General features: G+C 71.3%; 12 protein-coding genes. 7 read left to right on the top strand and 5 right to left on the bottom strand.

Annotated elements, in window-relative coordinates; genetic code table 11:
* Positions 1-11 precede the first annotated feature (11 nt).
* The 3 genes from G6N45_RS03305 to G6N45_RS03295 all read left to right on the top strand — a co-directional run bounded on the left by G6N45_RS03305 (position 12) and on the right by G6N45_RS03295 (position 4,434).
* A complete protein-coding gene (locus G6N45_RS03305) occupies positions 12-1,841 on the top strand; it encodes a phosphoenolpyruvate carboxykinase (GTP) (protein ID WP_163720396.1) in 1,830 nt (609 codons plus the stop codon).
* Between the two features lie 146 nt (positions 1,842-1,987).
* The gene (gene fadD4 / locus G6N45_RS03300) at positions 1,988-3,538 is read left to right on the top strand and encodes a fatty-acid--CoA ligase FadD4 (protein ID WP_163720395.1); all 1,551 of its coding nucleotides are present in this window, start codon (positions 1,988-1,990) and stop codon (positions 3,536-3,538) included.
* A complete protein-coding gene (locus G6N45_RS03295) occupies positions 3,535-4,434 on the top strand; it encodes an enoyl-CoA hydratase/isomerase family protein (protein ID WP_163720394.1) in 900 nt (299 codons plus the stop codon). Before fadD4 ends, G6N45_RS03295 begins: the two co-directional genes overlap by 4 nt.
* On the opposite strand, the gene G6N45_RS03290 is transcribed toward G6N45_RS03295, so the two are convergent.
* The gene (locus tag G6N45_RS03290; protein ID WP_163720393.1) at positions 4,409-5,137 is read right to left on the bottom strand and encodes an SDR family oxidoreductase; all 729 of its coding nucleotides are present in this window, start codon (positions 5,135-5,137) and stop codon (positions 4,409-4,411) included. The two genes, G6N45_RS03295 and G6N45_RS03290, sit on opposite strands and share 26 nt — an antisense overlap.
* 84 nt (positions 5,138-5,221) lie before the next feature.
* On the opposite strand from G6N45_RS03290, the gene G6N45_RS03285 reads away from it, so the two are divergent.
* Entirely contained in the window at positions 5,222-6,052 is an 831-nt protein-coding gene (locus G6N45_RS03285; protein WP_163720392.1) for a helix-turn-helix transcriptional regulator, read from the top strand.
* On the opposite strand, the gene G6N45_RS03280 is transcribed toward G6N45_RS03285, so the two are convergent.
* Positions 6,030-6,758 carry a GntR family transcriptional regulator gene (locus G6N45_RS03280; protein ID WP_163720391.1) on the bottom strand — a complete coding sequence of 243 codons (729 nt, stop codon included), beginning with the start codon at positions 6,756-6,758 and terminating at the stop codon, positions 6,030-6,032. The genes G6N45_RS03285 and G6N45_RS03280 overlap by 23 nt on opposite strands.
* Entirely contained in the window at positions 6,759-7,919 is a 1,161-nt protein-coding gene (locus G6N45_RS03275) for an acyl-CoA dehydrogenase family protein (RefSeq protein ID WP_163720390.1), read from the bottom strand.
* Between the two features lie 48 nt (positions 7,920-7,967).
* Here G6N45_RS03275 and G6N45_RS03270 point away from each other — a divergent pair, with 48 nt between their 5' ends.
* The 3 genes from G6N45_RS03270 to G6N45_RS03260 are packed head-to-tail and all read left to right on the top strand — an operon-like array spanning position 7,968 to position 11,397.
* Complete coding sequence (locus G6N45_RS03270) at positions 7,968-8,969, top strand: MaoC family dehydratase (protein WP_163720389.1); 1,002 nt, start codon at positions 7,968-7,970, stop codon at positions 8,967-8,969.
* A 17-nt stretch (positions 8,970-8,986) separates the two neighbouring features.
* Positions 8,987-10,099 (top strand): CoA transferase, encoded by a 1,113-nt coding sequence (locus tag G6N45_RS03265; protein ID WP_163720388.1) that lies wholly within the window; start codon positions 8,987-8,989, stop codon positions 10,097-10,099.
* Positions 10,093-11,397: an amidohydrolase family protein gene (locus G6N45_RS03260; RefSeq protein ID WP_163720387.1), complete on the top strand. Its 1,305-nt coding sequence runs from the start codon at positions 10,093-10,095 to the stop codon at positions 11,395-11,397. The genes G6N45_RS03265 and G6N45_RS03260 overlap by 7 nt, the downstream gene beginning before the upstream one ends.
* A gap of 7 nt (positions 11,398-11,404) precedes the next feature.
* Here the strand turns inward: G6N45_RS03260 and G6N45_RS03255 are convergent, their stop codons facing one another.
* Both G6N45_RS03255 and G6N45_RS03250 read right to left on the bottom strand, forming a co-directional pair.
* Complete coding sequence (locus tag G6N45_RS03255; protein ID WP_163727701.1) at positions 11,405-12,247, bottom strand: alpha/beta hydrolase; 843 nt, start codon at positions 12,245-12,247, stop codon at positions 11,405-11,407.
* Positions 12,248-12,348: 101 nt separating this feature from the next.
* Entirely contained in the window at positions 12,349-14,529 is a 2,181-nt protein-coding gene (locus tag G6N45_RS03250; protein ID WP_163720386.1) for an acyl-CoA dehydrogenase family protein, read from the bottom strand.
* Between the last annotated feature and the right edge of the window lie 118 nt (positions 14,530-14,647).

The raw sequence follows: 14,647 nt of genomic DNA, 5'->3' as shown, positions 1-14,647 counted from the left end.
ATGACACGCCCATGACCGCAGCGACCATTCCGGGACTGGATTCCGCACCGACCAAGCACGAGGGGCTGCTCGCCTGGGTGCGTGAGGTGGCCGAGCTCACGCAGCCCGACCGGGTGGCGTGGGCCGACGGGTCCGACGAGGAGTACGAGCGGCTCTGCGCCCAGCTGGTCGAGGCCGGCACCTTTCAGAAGCTGAATCCGCAGAAGCAGCCGAACTCGTACCTGGCGCTGTCGGACCCGTCCGACGTCGCGCGCGTCGAGTCGCGGACGTTCATCTGCAGCCAGCGCGAGATCGACGCCGGGCCCACCAACAACTGGATGGACCCCGCCGAGATGCGGGCGCTGATGACCGACCTGTACCGCGGCAGCATGCGTGGCCGCACGCTGTGGGTCGTGCCGTTCTGCATGGGCCCGCTGGACGCGGAGGACCCCAAGCTCGGGGTCGAGATCACCGACTCCGAGTATGTGGTCGTGTCGATGCGCACCATGACCCGGATGGGTTCGGCGGCGCTGGACAAGATCGGCGACGACGGCTTCTTCGTCAAGGCGCTGCACTCGATCGGCGAGCCCCTGGAGCCGGGCCAGGAAGACGTTCCCTGGCCCTGCAACGACACGAAGTACATCACCCACTTCCCGGAGACCCGGGAGATCTGGAGCTACGGCTCCGGGTACGGCGGCAACGCGCTGCTGGGCAAGAAGTGCTACTCGCTGCGCATCGCGTCGGCGATGGCCCACGACGAGGGCTGGCTCGCCGAGCACATGCTGATCCTCAAGCTGATCTCGCCGGAGAACAAGGCCTACTTCATCGCCGCGGCGTTCCCGTCGGCGTGCGGCAAGACCAACCTCGCGATGCTGCAGCCCACGATTCCCGGCTGGCGCGCCGAGACCGTCGGTGACGACATTGCGTGGATGCGGTTCGGTAAGGACGGCCGGCTCTATGCCACCAACCCCGAGTTCGGCTTCTTCGGCGTCGCGCCGGGCACCAACTGGAGCAGCAACCCGAACGCGATGAAGACCATCGCGGGGGGCAACACCGTGTTCACGAACGTCGCCAAGACCGACGACGGCGACGTGTGGTGGGAGGGCCTGGAGGGCGAGCCCGACCATCTGATCGACTGGAAGGGCAACGACTGGATCCTGCGGGAGACGGAAAGCAAGGCGGCGCATCCGAATTCGCGGTATTGCACACCGATCGCGCAGTGCCCGACGTTGGCGCCGGAGTGGGACGACCCGCAGGGTGTGCCGATCTCGGCGATCCTGTTCGGCGGCCGCCGCAAGACCACGGTCCCTCTGATCACCGAGGCCCGCGACTGGCAGCACGGCGTGTTCATCGGCGCCACGCTGGGATCCGAGCAGACCGCCGCCGCCGAGGGCAAGGTCGGCACCGTGCGCCGCGACCCGATGGCCATGCTGCCGTTCCTCGGCTACAACGTCGGTGACTACTTCCAGCACTGGATCGACATCGGCAAGAACGCCGACGACACCAAGCTACCGAAGGTGTTCTTCGTCAACTGGTTCCGCCGCGGCGCCGACGGTCGCTTCCTGTGGCCGGGCTTCGGCGAGAACAGCCGGGTGCTCAAGTGGGCGATCGAGCGCATCGAGCACCAGGCCGACGGCAAGAGCACGCCGATCGGTATCGTGCCGACCGCACAGGATCTCGACCTGGAGGGCCTGGACGTGTCGGCCGCCGATGTCGACGAGGCGCTCAAGGTCAATCCCGAGGAGTGGCGCAAGGAGCTGCCGCTGATCGAGGAGTGGTTCGAGTTCGTCGGCGAGAAGCTGCCCACCGGCATCAAGGACGAGTTCGACGCGCTCAAGACGCGCCTCGCCGAGGCGGAGTAGCTCGCCTGTTTTTCGGCGAGCGGCCGAAGCGCCCCGGGGGCGTCCGCCGAACGTGCGCACAGGGCGCCGGTACGCCGCGAAGGTCGCCTTGGCCGCACACTCGCGGCACTTGACACCTGTCAAGTCAAGTTTTGTAGAGTCAGCCCATGCAGATCCGCGACACCGCCGTTGCCTCCCCCGACAAGCCCGCGATCGTCATGTATCCCTCGGGCACCGTCGTGACCTTCGGTGAGCTCGAGGCCAGGGCCAACCGGCTGGCGCACCTGTTCCGCGAGGCCGGTCTCGTCGAGGGCGACGCCGTCGCGATCCTGATGGAGAACAACGAGCACATGCACGCGGTGATGTGGGCCGCGCGCCGCTGCGGGCTGTACTACATCCCGATCAACACCCACCTGACCGCCGCGGAGGCGGCCTACATCATCGACAACAGCAACGCCAAGGCGATCGTCGGCTCCGGCAAGCTCGTCGACACCCTGTCCGGGCTCGCCGCGGAACTCCCGAACGGCCTGCCGCCGGTGCGCATCATCGCCGACGGAGCCGAACCGTCGGCGACACATGGCTCCAGCACCCTAGACGGCTGGCAGAGCTACCCGGAATGCGTTGCCGGACAACCCGATACCCCGATCGACGACGAGATCGAGGGTGACCTGCTGCAGTACTCGTCGGGAACGACGGGACGGCCCAAGGGCATCAAACGCGCACTGCCGCACGTGCCTCCGTCGGAGTCCCCGGGCCTGATGGCCGCGCTGGTGTCGTTCTGGATGCATCCCGACGCGGTGTACCTGAGCCCCGCCCCGCTGTACCACACCGCACCGTCGGTGTGGTCGATGCAGACGCAGGCCGGCGGCATCACCACCGTGGTGATGGAGAAGTTCGACGCCGAGGGCGCACTGGACGCGATCGCGAAACACAAGGTGACCCATGGGCAGTTCGTGCCCGTCATGTTCACCCGGATGCTCAAGCTGCCCGAGGAGGTGCGCGCCAAGTACGACGTGTCCAGCCTGCAGCGGGTGATGCACGCCGCGGCGCCGTGCCCGGTGGACATCAAGAAGCAGATGATCGACTGGTGGGGTCCGATCGTCGACGAGTACTACGCCTCCTCCGAGGCGCACGGGTCGACGCTGATCTTCGCCGAGGACTGGCTGACCCATCCCGGTTCGGTCGGCAAGCCGATGGGCGGTGCGGTGCACATCCTCGACGAGGACGGCAAGGAGCTCCCGCCCGGCCATCCCGGTGAGATCTACTTCGAGGGCGGCAACGACTTCGAGTACCTCAACGACCCCGAGAAGACGAAGAGCTCACGTGATCCCCGCGGCTGGAAGACCGTGGGCGACATCGGGTACCTCGACGAGGAGGGTTACCTCTACCTGACCGATCGCAGGCACCACATGATCATCTCCGGCGGGGTGAACATCTACCCGCAGGAGGCCGAGAACCTGCTCGTCACGCACCCGTTGGTGATGGACGCCGCGGTGTTCGGGGTTCCGGACGAGGAGATGGGCCAGCGCGTCAAGGCGGTCGTGCAGACCGTCGACCAACGCGACGCCACGCCGGAGTTCGCCGAGGAGCTGATCGCGTGGCTGCGCGACCGGTTGGCGCACTACAAGTGCCCGCGGTCGCTGTCGTTCGAGGCGCAGCTTCCGCGCACGGATACCGGCAAGCTGTACAAGCAGGAGCTGATGAAGAAGTACTCGTGAAGCACGTCAGGGTCGCAGGCGGGGAACTGGTGGCGGCCGCCTCGGCCGACGACGCCACGTTCTCGCTGACCGAGCAGCCCTGCGACGACGCCCGCGCGGTGACGGTCGGCTCCGTCGACGCGGCGGTGGCCGAGATCGCCGGGCGGGTCGCGCGGTGGCCGCAGGCGTCGGCAGTCTGCGACGACGTGCTGCGCGCCCTGGACCCGGCGGGGTCGACGTTCGCCGGCGTCGTCACCGAATCGCTGGCCTACTCGACGCTGCAGGCGGGTGCCGAGTTCGCCCGCTGGCTGACCGAGCGCGGCCCGGCCACCGTCCCCGGCCTCCCCGATCCTGTTGTGGCGCAACGCGTCGACGACCGGTTGACGATCAGGTTCAACCGCGGCGCCCGGCACAACGCGTTTTCCACCGACGCACGGGCGGCACTGCTCGAAGCGCTCGAGGTGGCCCGCCTCGACCCGTCGATCCACGAGGTGGTGGTCGCCGGCAACGGCCCGTCGTTCTGCAGCGGTGGCGACCTCGCCGAGTTCGGCACGTTCGTCGATCCGGCCAGCGCGCACCTGGCCCGTACCCGGCACAGTCCCGCGCTGGCGCTGGCCGAGATCACCGACCGGCTCGGGCCGGCATGCCGCGCTGTCATCCACGGGCAGGTGCAGGGCAGCGGGCTGGAGATGGCGGCGTTCTGCGGCCGGGTCAGCTGCCATCCCGACGCGGTGCTGGGCCTTCCGGAGCTGGCGCTGGGTCTGATCCCCGGTGCCGGCGGCACGGTGAGCATCACCCGCCGCATCGGCCGGTGGCGCACCGCCTATCTGGTGCTGTCCGGCCGGTCCATCGGCGCCGCGACCGCGCTGCGGTGGGGGCTGGTCGACGAGATCAGCGCTGCCTCGCCGGCCGGATGATCATCTCGTTGACATCCACGTCGGCCGGTTCGCCGATCGCATAGGCGATCGCGCGGGCGATGGCTGCAGGCGGGATCGCGTCGGCTCGATACCCGTGCATCGCCTCGGCCGCCGTCTCATCTGTGATCGTCTGTGCGAGTTCGGATTCCACGACTCCGGGGGAAATCGTCGTGACCCGGATCGAGGGATCGAGTTCGAGGCGCAGGCCCTCGGTGATCGCCCACGCCGCGTACTTGGTGGCGCAGTAGACCGCGCCCGTCGGCACCACCTCGTGCGCCCCGATGGAGGCCACCGTGATGAAGTGTCCCGATCCCTGGCGCTGGAAGTGCGGCAGCGTGGCGGCGATGCCGTTGAGCAGGCCGCGCACATTGACGTCGATCATCTGGTCCCACTGGTGGACCAGCAGCGCGTCGAGCCGGGACAGCGGCATGACGCCGGCGTTGTTGACGATCACGTCCACCCGTCCGTGGGCGGCGACGGCCGCGTCGACGAGCGCGGCGACGGACGCGCGGTCGGTCACGTCGAGCGCGTGCACCTCGATGCTGCCGCCCTGCCCGGCGACCCTGTCGGCCAGCTGCTCCAGCCGGTCCTGCCGCCGGGCCCCGGCGATGACGTGGCGCCCGTCGGCGGCGAGCCGTTCGGCCACGGCCTCGCCGATACCGCTGCTGGCTCCGGTGACGATGATGATCTTGTTGTCGGTCATGTGCCCAGCGTCGTGGCGCGGGACACCGACAGCCAGGGTGCGGTACACCCTGTCTGCGGCGTCGCGACTTCCTACCCTGGAGGGGTGACCGAGTTGGGGGAGTACCTGAGGAGCAGGCGCGCCGCGCTGCGCCCCGGCGATGTCGGACTGACCAGTGCGGGCACCCGCCGCGTCCCCGGCCTGCGCCGCGAAGAGGTGGCTCTGCTGGCCGGGGTCAGCACCGACTACTACGGACGGCTCGAACAGGGCCGCGAACGGTCCCCGTCCGCTCAGGTGGTCGAGGCGCTCGCGGCCGCACTGCGCCTCGATGACGACGGCAGGGCGCATCTGTTCACGCTCGCCCGGCTCACGCCGCGGACGTCTCGTACGTGGGTGTCCGAACGGGTCGACCCCGGGCTGCTGCGGCTGATGGCGGCGTGGCCCGACAATCCGGCGTTGGTCTACAACCGCGCCTACGACATCCTGGCCGCCAACCCGTTGGCCGCCGCATTGTTCGGCGACCTCGGCGCGGTCGGCAATCTGATGCTGCTCGTCTTCACCGATCCGCGGGCTCGGGAGTTCTACGCGGACTGGCACGAGGTCGCCGCCGACTCCGTCGCCGGCTTCCGGATGGCCTACGGGTCCGCGCCCGAGGATCCCCGCGCCCGGGCCGTGCTGGCCGAGCTGCTCACCGGCGACGACTTCCGCGCGCTCTGGGAGCGCCGGGATGCACGGCGTAAGTGCCTGGCCCGCAAGCGTTTCCGCCATCCCGAGGTGGGCCTGGTGACGCTGAACATGCAGACGTTCGACGTGCGCTCATCGCCGGGGCAGGAGCTGATCGTCTATGACGCCGACCCGGGCACGCCCAGTGCCGATGCCCTCACCCTGCTCGGAAGCATCGCCGCGACGGCGGCTAACCCGACCGGCGCAGGGTGACCCGGTAGGTGTACTGCTCGGGCAGGAAGTGGCTGACGGCGAGTTCGACGGGACGGCCGGCGTCGTCGCTGTAGAGGCGGTCGACCCGCAGCATCGGATGTCCGGCCTCGCAGCCCACGGCGGCTGCCGCCCCCGCGTCGGCCATGCCGACCGTGATCGTCTGGGCGGCCTCGGCGATCGGCGCGTCCAGATGCGGTTCGAGCAAACCGATCACGGTGTGGGTGCTGACCGCTCCGGTGCTCAGATGCGGCGACACCGACACCGCGGCGGCGATCGACGGAGGAAGATGGACGACGGTGTGTACGAACGGGACTCCGTCGTGCAGGCGCCGGAACGTCACCGAGTGCACGACGTCGTCGTCGAGGCGGAGCCGGCTGGCGGCGGCGATGTCGACGCGTCGGCTCAGCCCGTCGAGCACCTCCATCGTGGTGTCGTCGGACAGGCTCATCAGGTCGTCGATCGAGCCGAGGCGGCGCAGATAACGCCGCCCGCCCTCACCGGCGTAGCTGCCCCGCCCGGGCACCCGGTAGACCACGCCCTCGGCGACCAGGTCCTGAAACGCCCGGCGGACGGTCTGACGCGAAAGGCCGTGCCGCGCAGAAAGTTCCGACTCGGTCGGTAGGCGCACACCGTCGGCGTACCGGCCGGCGACGATCTCCTCGCGGAGCCGCTCCCGCAGCACCTGGTAGGCCGGCGGGGCCTTCATCTACAGCCCGCCCCTGGCCACCAGTTGGGCGGCGATCACGTTGCGCTGGATCTCGTTGGTGCCCTCTCCGACGATCATCAGCGGCGCGTCCCGGAAGTACCGTTCGACGTCGTACTCGGTCGAGTAGCCGTAGCCGCCGTGGATGCGCACCGCGTTCAGCGCGATCTCCATCGCGATCTCCGAGGCGAACAGCTTGGCCATGCCGGCCTCCATGTCGGCGCGCTCGCCGCTGTCGTAACAGTCGGCGGCGTGCAGCGTCAGCTGGCGTGCGGCGGTCAGTTTGGTCGCCATGTCGGCCAGGTAGTGCCCGATCGCCTGGTGCTTCCAGATGGGCACCCCGAAGCTCTCCCGTTCCCGGGCGTAGGCGAGCGCGTGGTCCAGCGCGGCGGTCGCGACGCCCAGCGCCCGGGCCGCGACCTGGATGCGGCCGGTCTCGAGGCCTTTCATCATGTGCGCGAAGCCCTTTCCGGGATCACCGCCCAGGACCGCGTCACCGGGCACCCGGCACCCGTCGAACGCCAACTCGCACGACTCGACGCCCTTGTATCCGAGCTTGGGCAGGTCGCGCGACACGGTCAGGCCCGGTGTCGGGTTCTCCACCAGAACCACCGAGATGCCCGCGTGCCGGGGCGTCGCGTCGGGGTCGGTCTTGCACAGCAGCGCGATCAGGCCCGAACGGCGGGCGTTGGAGATCCATGTTTTGGCGCCGGTGATCAGCCACCCGTCGCCGTCGGGCCGGGCGACGGTGTGCATGTTCTGCAGGTCGGATCCGCCGCCGGGTTCGGTGAGCGCCATCGTCGCACGCAGCTGCCCGGTCGCCATGGCAGGCAGGTAGCGCTGCTTCTGCTCGTCGGTGCCGAACAGGTCCAGCAGTTTGGCGACCACGGTGTGCCCGCCCATCGCCCCGGCCAGGCTCATCCAGCCGCGGGCCAGCTCCTGCGTGACCAGCACGTAGCAGCGCGTCGAAACCGGGGTGCCGCCGTAGGCCTCCGGCACGGCGAGCCCGTAGATCCCGATGCGTTTCATCTGCTCGATCCACGCCTCGGGGTAGGTGTTGGCGTGCTCTACGTCGCGGACGGTCGGCTTCACCTCCCGGTCGACGAACTGCGCCACGGTGTCGACCAGCATGGTTTCGTCGTCGTCGAGCAAATGTACGGCCATTCTGCCGATGTTGACACACTCGGAGCGGCAGTGCCAGCATGACCGCTTGTGACTTTGTACGGCCAAATATCGGGGGGCCCGTTCTTCGACGATCTGCACGTCGGCCAGGTCTTCGATGCGGCCCCGACGATGACGCTGACCGCCGGGGTGGCCGCGGCGCACCAGGCGATCCTCGGGGACCGGCTGCGGCTGCCGCTGGACGCCGAACTGTCGATGCTCGTCACCGGGGCGACCGCTCCGCTGGCGCACCCCGGCCTGGTGTGCGACGTGGCGATCGGGCAGTCGACGGTGGTCACCGAGCGGGTCAGAGCCAACCTGTTCTACCGCGGGCTGACGTTCCACCGGTTCCCCGTCGTCGGAGACACGCTGTTCACCCGCACCGAGGTGGTCGGGCTGAAGCAGAACACGGCACGGCCCGACCGGCCGCCGACCGGGCTGGCCGCGCTGCGGATGACGACCATCGACGGCGTCGGACGGCTGGTGCTCGACTTCTACCGCTGCGCGATGCTGCCGCTGAGCGCCGACGGCGTCGAAACCGGGCACGCCGACGACATGGCCGCGATCGGCACCGGGGCCGGGCCCGCCTCTGATCCCACCGCCGACTGGGACGCCGACGCGTTCCGGGCCCGGGTCCCCGGGCCCGGCTTCGACCCGGCACTGGCGGGCACCGTGCTGCGCAGCACCGCCGACGTCGTCACCAGCGCGCCCGAGCTGGCCCGGCTGACACTCAACATCGCTGCCGCTCATCATGATTCGCGGGGGTCGGGGCGCCGGCTGGTGTACGGCGGCCACACCATCGGGCTGGCGCTCGCGCAGGCCTGCCGCGTGCTGCCGGGACTGGTGACGGTGCTGGGCTGGGATTCGTGCGAGCACACCGCGCCGGTGTACGAGGGCGACACCCTGTACAGCGACCTCGCCGTCGAGGCCGCCGACCCGCTGCCCGGCGGACGCGGCGGCACCGTGCTGCTGCGCTCGACCGTCTACGCCGTCGCCGACGACGGCGCCGATCGCGCCGTGCTCGACTGGGTCTTCACCGGCCTGCTGTTCTGAACGCCCACAATGGTCTGATGACGTCGGTGGTGCTTCCCGCGGCCGTGCTCGCCGAGGCACGGGCGACGGCGCACGTGGTGACGGTGGCCACCGGTGTGGATGTCGATGCCGCGGAAGCGCTGGGCGGGCGGGCGGCGCTGCTCGGTCTCCCGCGCGGAGGCACGGTGTCGGCGGGCGGCGCCACCCGGCTGATGGGTGCGGCGGACGGATGGTGTGCGCTGACCCTGGCGCGTCCCGACGACCTGGATGCCGTGCCCGCGCTCGTCGAGGCCGACCACACCTCGGACCCGTGGGCGGCGGTGCGCGAAGCGATCCGGGCCACCGGCGTGCACGCGGTCGCGGCGCGGGCGCGGCTGCTCGGCCTGCCGGTGGGGGTGCTCGGCGAGACCGACCCGGCCCCGCCCGTGGTGCGCACCGCCGGTGCCCGCGCGCACCCCCGTCCGCTGTGCGAACTGCTGGTGGCCGACCTGTCCTCGATGTGGGCCGGCCCGCTGTGCGGCCGCCTGCTGGCCCGGGCGGGCGCGACGGTGGTGAAGGTGGAGAGCCCGCACCGGCCCGACGGGACCCGCGCGGGTCCTGCGCCGTTCTTCGACTGGGTGAACAACGAAAAACTCTCGTACGCCGTCGATTTCGCACAGCCAGAAGGGCTCGTCAGGTTGCTCGCCGCCGCCGACGTCGTGCTGGAGTCGTCCCGCCCGTCCGCACTGCACGGCCGCGGCCTGGGCCACGCCGACGTCCCCGCCCGCGCCGGCCGCATCTGGGTGCAGATCACCGGCCACGGCGCGGTCGGGGAGCGCGCGCACTGGGTCGCGTTCGGCGACGACGCGGCGGTCTCCGGGGGTCTGGTCGGCGGCACCCCGGCGGCGCCGGCGTTCTGCGGGGACGCGATCGCCGACCCGTTGACGGGGCTGGAGGCCGCGCGCGCGGTGCTGGAGTCGCATGCCCGCGGCGGTGGCGAGGTGATCGGCGTGGCGATGGCCGCGGTGGCGGCCCGGTATGCGGCGTTACCCCGTGGAGACGAAACGCTCTGCACCACAGGAGTTTCCGTGACCGGGAGTGCGGCGCGGCTCGGTGAGCACAACGCGCTCGTCGACGAGATGGTGGCACGGCGGCTGGCTCCGGCGTGCTGATCCGCCGCGGCGTGCTGCTCGACGGAACCCGGACCGACATCCGCGTCGAGCAGCGCATCACCGAGGTCGCCGACGGATTGGCGGCCCGACGCGGGGAGACCGTCTACGACGCCGCGGGCGGCACCGTGCTGCCCGGTCTGCACGACCACCACCTGCACCTGCGCGCCGCCGCAGCCGCTCTGCACTCGGTGCGGGTGGGTCCCGACGAGGTGACCGGGCCGGAGCATCTCGCCCGCGTGCTGCGCGCGGCGGCCACCGGCGCCGATGGCTGGGTCCGCGCGGTCGGCTACCACGAGTCCGTCGCGGGACCGCTCGATCGCACTGCGCTGGACGGTATCTGCCCGGCCGTCCCGCTGCGCATCCAGCACCGCAGCGGAGTGCTGTGGACGCTCAACTCGGCGGGGCTGGCGCTGGTCGGACTGCCTGATCACCCCGACGGCCGGCTGCGCAGCGCCGACACCGAGTGGACGGCGGCGCTGCCCCGCACCGAGCCCGGCCTGGCCGAGCTCAGCGCGCGGCTGAGCGGCTACGGCGTCACCGGGGTCACCGACGCCACTCCGGGGCTGACCGCCGCGGACGTGGCGGCGCTGCAGCAGGCGCACCGGCGCGGCGAGCTGGCCCAGTCGGTGCACTGCCTGGCGCCGGGCAAGCGCATCCTGCACGACGACGACCTCGACCTCGACGCGCTCACCGGGTGGATCACCGGTCGGCACGTCGCGGGCGAACCCGTTGCGCTGCACTGTGTCACCGCCGCGCAACTCGTCGTCGCGCTCGCGGCGCTCGAGGCCGCGGGCCGCCGCCCGGGCGATCGGCTCGAGCACGCCGCCGTCGTCCCGGACGTCAGCGTGGCCGCGGTCGCGGCGAGCGGGGCCACGGTGGTGACGCAGCCGAACTTCGTCGTCGAGCGCGGCGGGGCGTACCTGCGCGCCGTTCCCGCCGCCGAGCATCACGAGTTGTGGCGGGTCGCCTCGCTGCGCGCCGCGGGCGTGCCCGTCGCACTGTCGACCGACGCACCGTTCGGGCACCCCGATCCGTGGGCGGCGATGCGGGCCGCGGTGGCGCGGCGCACCGCGTCGGGCGCGGTGCTGACCGCCGGCGAGAAGGTCACCGCCGCGGAGGCTTTGACGATGTTCCTCGGGGATCCGCTGACGCCCGCGACGCCGCGGCGGATCGAACCCGGCGCGGCCGGTGACCTCTGCGTGCTGTCAGGGTCCCCACAGCAGGTGCTGGCCGACCTGGATGCCGAGCAGGTGGCGGCGACGGTGGTGGCCGGCGAGGTGGTCTACGCCGGGCGGTGAGGGCGGCTCACACCGTGGACGAGGCGTACGCGCTTCGCAGCACCGCGCACTGGCTGTCGAACCACTTCTGCGACACATGGGCTTTGGGTGCGATGCCGTCGAATCCGTGGAACGCACCCTTGACGACCATGACCTCGCACGGCACCCCCGCCTCGCGCAGCCGCTGCGCATACGCGACGTCCTCGTCGTGGAACAGGTCGAACGTGCCCACTCCGACCCAGGCCGGTGGCAGGCCGGCCAGGTCGGTGCGCCGGCCCGGGACGGCGACGTCGCGGTCGGCGTCGCCCAGGTAGGCCTGCCAGCCGTAGCGATTGCTCGACTGGTTCCACAGCCGATGCCCGGGGTGGTCCAGGCCGGTGCGGTCGACGGTGCGGTCGTCGAGCATCGGATACACCAGAAGCTGTGCGGCCACGGGGATCCGGCCCCGGTCCCTGGCGAGCAGCGCGAGTGCGGCGGCCAGGCCGCCACCGGCGCTGGCCCCGCCGATCGCGACCCGCTCCGGGTCGACGGACGGCAGCCCGGCGAGCCACGACAGCGCGGCGTAGCAGTCCTCGACCGGCACCGGATACGGATGTTCGGGCGCCAGCCGGTAATTCACCGCCACCACCGTCGCGCCGAGCTCGCGCGCGAACCGGCGGCACAGCACGTCGTCCTGGGCGGCGTCGCCGATGACGTAGCCGCCGCCGTGGATCCACAGCAGCGCGGGCCCCGGCGTGGTGACGCCGGGCGGGCGGTGCAGGCGGACGCCGACCCCTGACGACAGCGTGAGAACCTCCACGCCGTCGGGCTGTCCGCGCCACATCAACCGTGACGCGGCCCGCACGAACGGCAGGGTGACGGGCGTGATCATCTGCTTGGGCAGGAGGCGCGCGCTGCGCCGCAGTTCGGGGTGGAACTCCGGGGTGGCCTTGGGGGTGGTCCTGGTGCGGGGCACCCTTTCAGTATGCGCAGCTACCGCAGCAGCGGATCCCGGGGCAGCCCGAGGATGCGTTCGGCGATGGTGTTGCGGGCGATCTCCGACGTGCCGCCGGCGATCGTCATCGCGCGGTTGCCCAGGTAGCTGCGGGTCAGCTGTGGGTTCTGCTCGACGACGGCGGCGGTTCCGGCCAGGGCGAAGGCGAGCTCGGTCAGCCGCTGTCCGGACTCGGCGACCAGCAGCTTGGTGACGTTGCCCTCCGGCCCCGGCTCCGCGCCTGCGATGGCGCGGGTGGCGCGGCGCAGGTTGAGCAGGCGCAGGGTGTGGGTCTCGGCGATCACCTCCCCGGCGCGCAGCACATGGTGGGCCGCGGTGTGCGGTGCGCTGTCCAGCAGCGCGATCAGGTCGTCGGCGGTGGTGCCGGTCAGAGCGCCGGAGCCGCCGCCGATGGAGATCCGCTCGTTGCCCAGGGTCGCCCGGGCCACCAGCCACCCCTTGTTCACGTCGCCGACGACGTCCGAGTCGGGCACGAAGACGTCGTCGAAGAACACCTCGTTGAAATGGGCGTCGCCGGTGATGCCGCGCAGCGGATTGACCTTCACCCCAGCGGAGTTCATGTCGATGGCCATCATCGTGACACCGGCGTGCTTGGGGGCGTCGGGATCGGTGCGTACGGTCGCCAGCCCCCACTGGCACAGATGGGCCAGGCTGGTCCACACCTTCTGCCCGCTGACGAGCCAGCCGCCCTCGACCTTGGTGGCCGACGTCCGCACGGCCGCGGCGTCCGAGCCCGCACCCGGCTCGGAGAACAGCTGGCACCACATCACCTGGCCGCGCAGCACGGGCTCGACCCACCGCTGCCGCTGGTCCTCGGTGCCGGCCTGAGCGATGGTCAGCGCCACCCACCCGGTGATGCCCATGTCGGGCCGCGGAACGTCGGAGAACTCCTCTTCGATCACCAGCTGTTCCAGCACGTCGGCGCCCCGACCCCAGGGCGCGGGCCAGTGCGGCACCAGATAGCCGGAGTCGACGAGCGCGTCACGCTGCTGCTCGGCGGGCAGCGCGCGCACCGCCGCGGCGGCTTCGCGGGCCTGAGTGCGGTACTCGTCGGCCTCGGGGGGCAGCGTGAACGTCGCCGCCCTGGCGCGGCCCTCGCGCTGTCCCGCCACGACGTCGAGCAGCGGGTCGGTGCCGTCGGCCGTCAGCGCGGCCAACGTGCGGGCGCGGCGCAGGTACAGGTGGGCGTCGTGCTCCCAGGTGTAGCCGATGCCGCCGTGCAGCTGGATGTTGTTCTGCGCGTTGAGGATCTGCGCGCGGATCGCCAGCGCCGCGGCCACCGCCGCGGGGAAGTCGGCGCTGGCCAGGTCGTCGGCGCGGGCCGCATCCCAGGTGGCCGCGGTCGCGACCTCCGCGGCGACCAGCATGTTGGCGGCATGATGCTTGACGGCCTGGAACGTGCCGATCGTGCGGCCGAACTGTTCGCGCACCTTGGCGTAGGCCACCGCCATCTCCAGCGCGGCCCAGCTGACACCCACGGCCTCGGCCGCCGCCAGGATCCGGAACACCGTGCGGGCATCCCGCGCCGCACCGCGCAGCACACGGTCGGCCGGCACAGCAACGTCCCGCACCGCCACCGACCCGACACTGCGGGTCGGGTCCAGCGACTCCAGCGCGGTGACCGTCACGGCTGGGGCATTCAAGGCGTCGAGCACCACCACGTCGTCGCCGGCCACCAGGACCAGGAGGTCGGCGTCGGGCGCGCCCAGCACCACCGGGCTCTCCCCGCCGGCGACTCCGTCGGCGCCGACCGCCACGTTGCCCGTCACCCCGAGGGCGGCCACCGTCGCACCCGAGCACAGTCCCGGAAGGAGTTCTGCCCGAACCGATTCCGGCGCGAAGCGATCGATCGTCACCGCAGCCGCCACGGACGGCAGGAACGGCCCCGGACAGAGCTGGCGACCCAGGCACTCCACCACCACGGCCAACTCGGCCAGCCCGAAGCCCGACCCCCCGTGCTCTTCCGCGACGGCCAGCCCCAGCCACCCCAGATCGGTTGCGGCCGACCAGATGTCGGCCGGATGACGGGATCCGCCGTCGAGTGCCGCGCGGGCCTGCGACAGTGCGTGCAGACGGTTCAGCTGACCGGCGGCGGCGTCGGCGAGGGCCTGGTGTTCTTCGGTGATGGCGAGTGCCGATGCGCTGACGGTCTTGCTCACGGTGCCGGCCTCTCTGCCAGTTGACACTTGTCAAAGAGAACCTAACCCGCGGTTCCGCCGCCGCAGCCGGCTGTGGCCCACGTCACAAATGCGCCACATCCGGAAAACAGTAGACAAC

It is taken from the genome of Mycolicibacterium psychrotolerans, from assembly GCF_010729305.1.
GTDB lineage: Bacteria > Actinomycetota > Actinomycetes > Mycobacteriales > Mycobacteriaceae > Mycobacterium > Mycobacterium psychrotolerans.
Note: the sequence above shows the minus strand (reverse complement) of the source record. Positions and strands in the feature narration are given on the sequence as shown.

Coding starts and splice junctions, on each gene's coding strand:
- G6N45_RS03305 (WP_163720396.1), top strand. CDS start 12: ATGACCGCAGCGACCATTCCGGGACTGGATTCCGCACCGACCAAGCAC.
- fadD4 (WP_163720395.1), top strand. CDS start 1,988: ATGCAGATCCGCGACACCGCCGTTGCCTCCCCCGACAAGCCCGCGATC.
- G6N45_RS03290 (WP_163720393.1), bottom strand. CDS start 5,137: ATGACCGACAACAAGATCATCATCGTCACCGGAGCCAGCAGCGGTATC.
- G6N45_RS03280 (WP_163720391.1), bottom strand. CDS start 6,758: ATGAAGGCCCCGCCGGCCTACCAGGTGCTGCGGGAGCGGCTCCGCGAG.
- G6N45_RS03275 (WP_163720390.1), bottom strand. CDS start 7,919: ATGGCCGTACATTTGCTCGACGACGACGAAACCATGCTGGTCGACACC.
- G6N45_RS03265 (WP_163720388.1), top strand. CDS start 8,987: ATGACGTCGGTGGTGCTTCCCGCGGCCGTGCTCGCCGAGGCACGGGCG.
- G6N45_RS03255 (WP_163727701.1), bottom strand. CDS start 12,247: ATGATCACGCCCGTCACCCTGCCGTTCGTGCGGGCCGCGTCACGGTTG.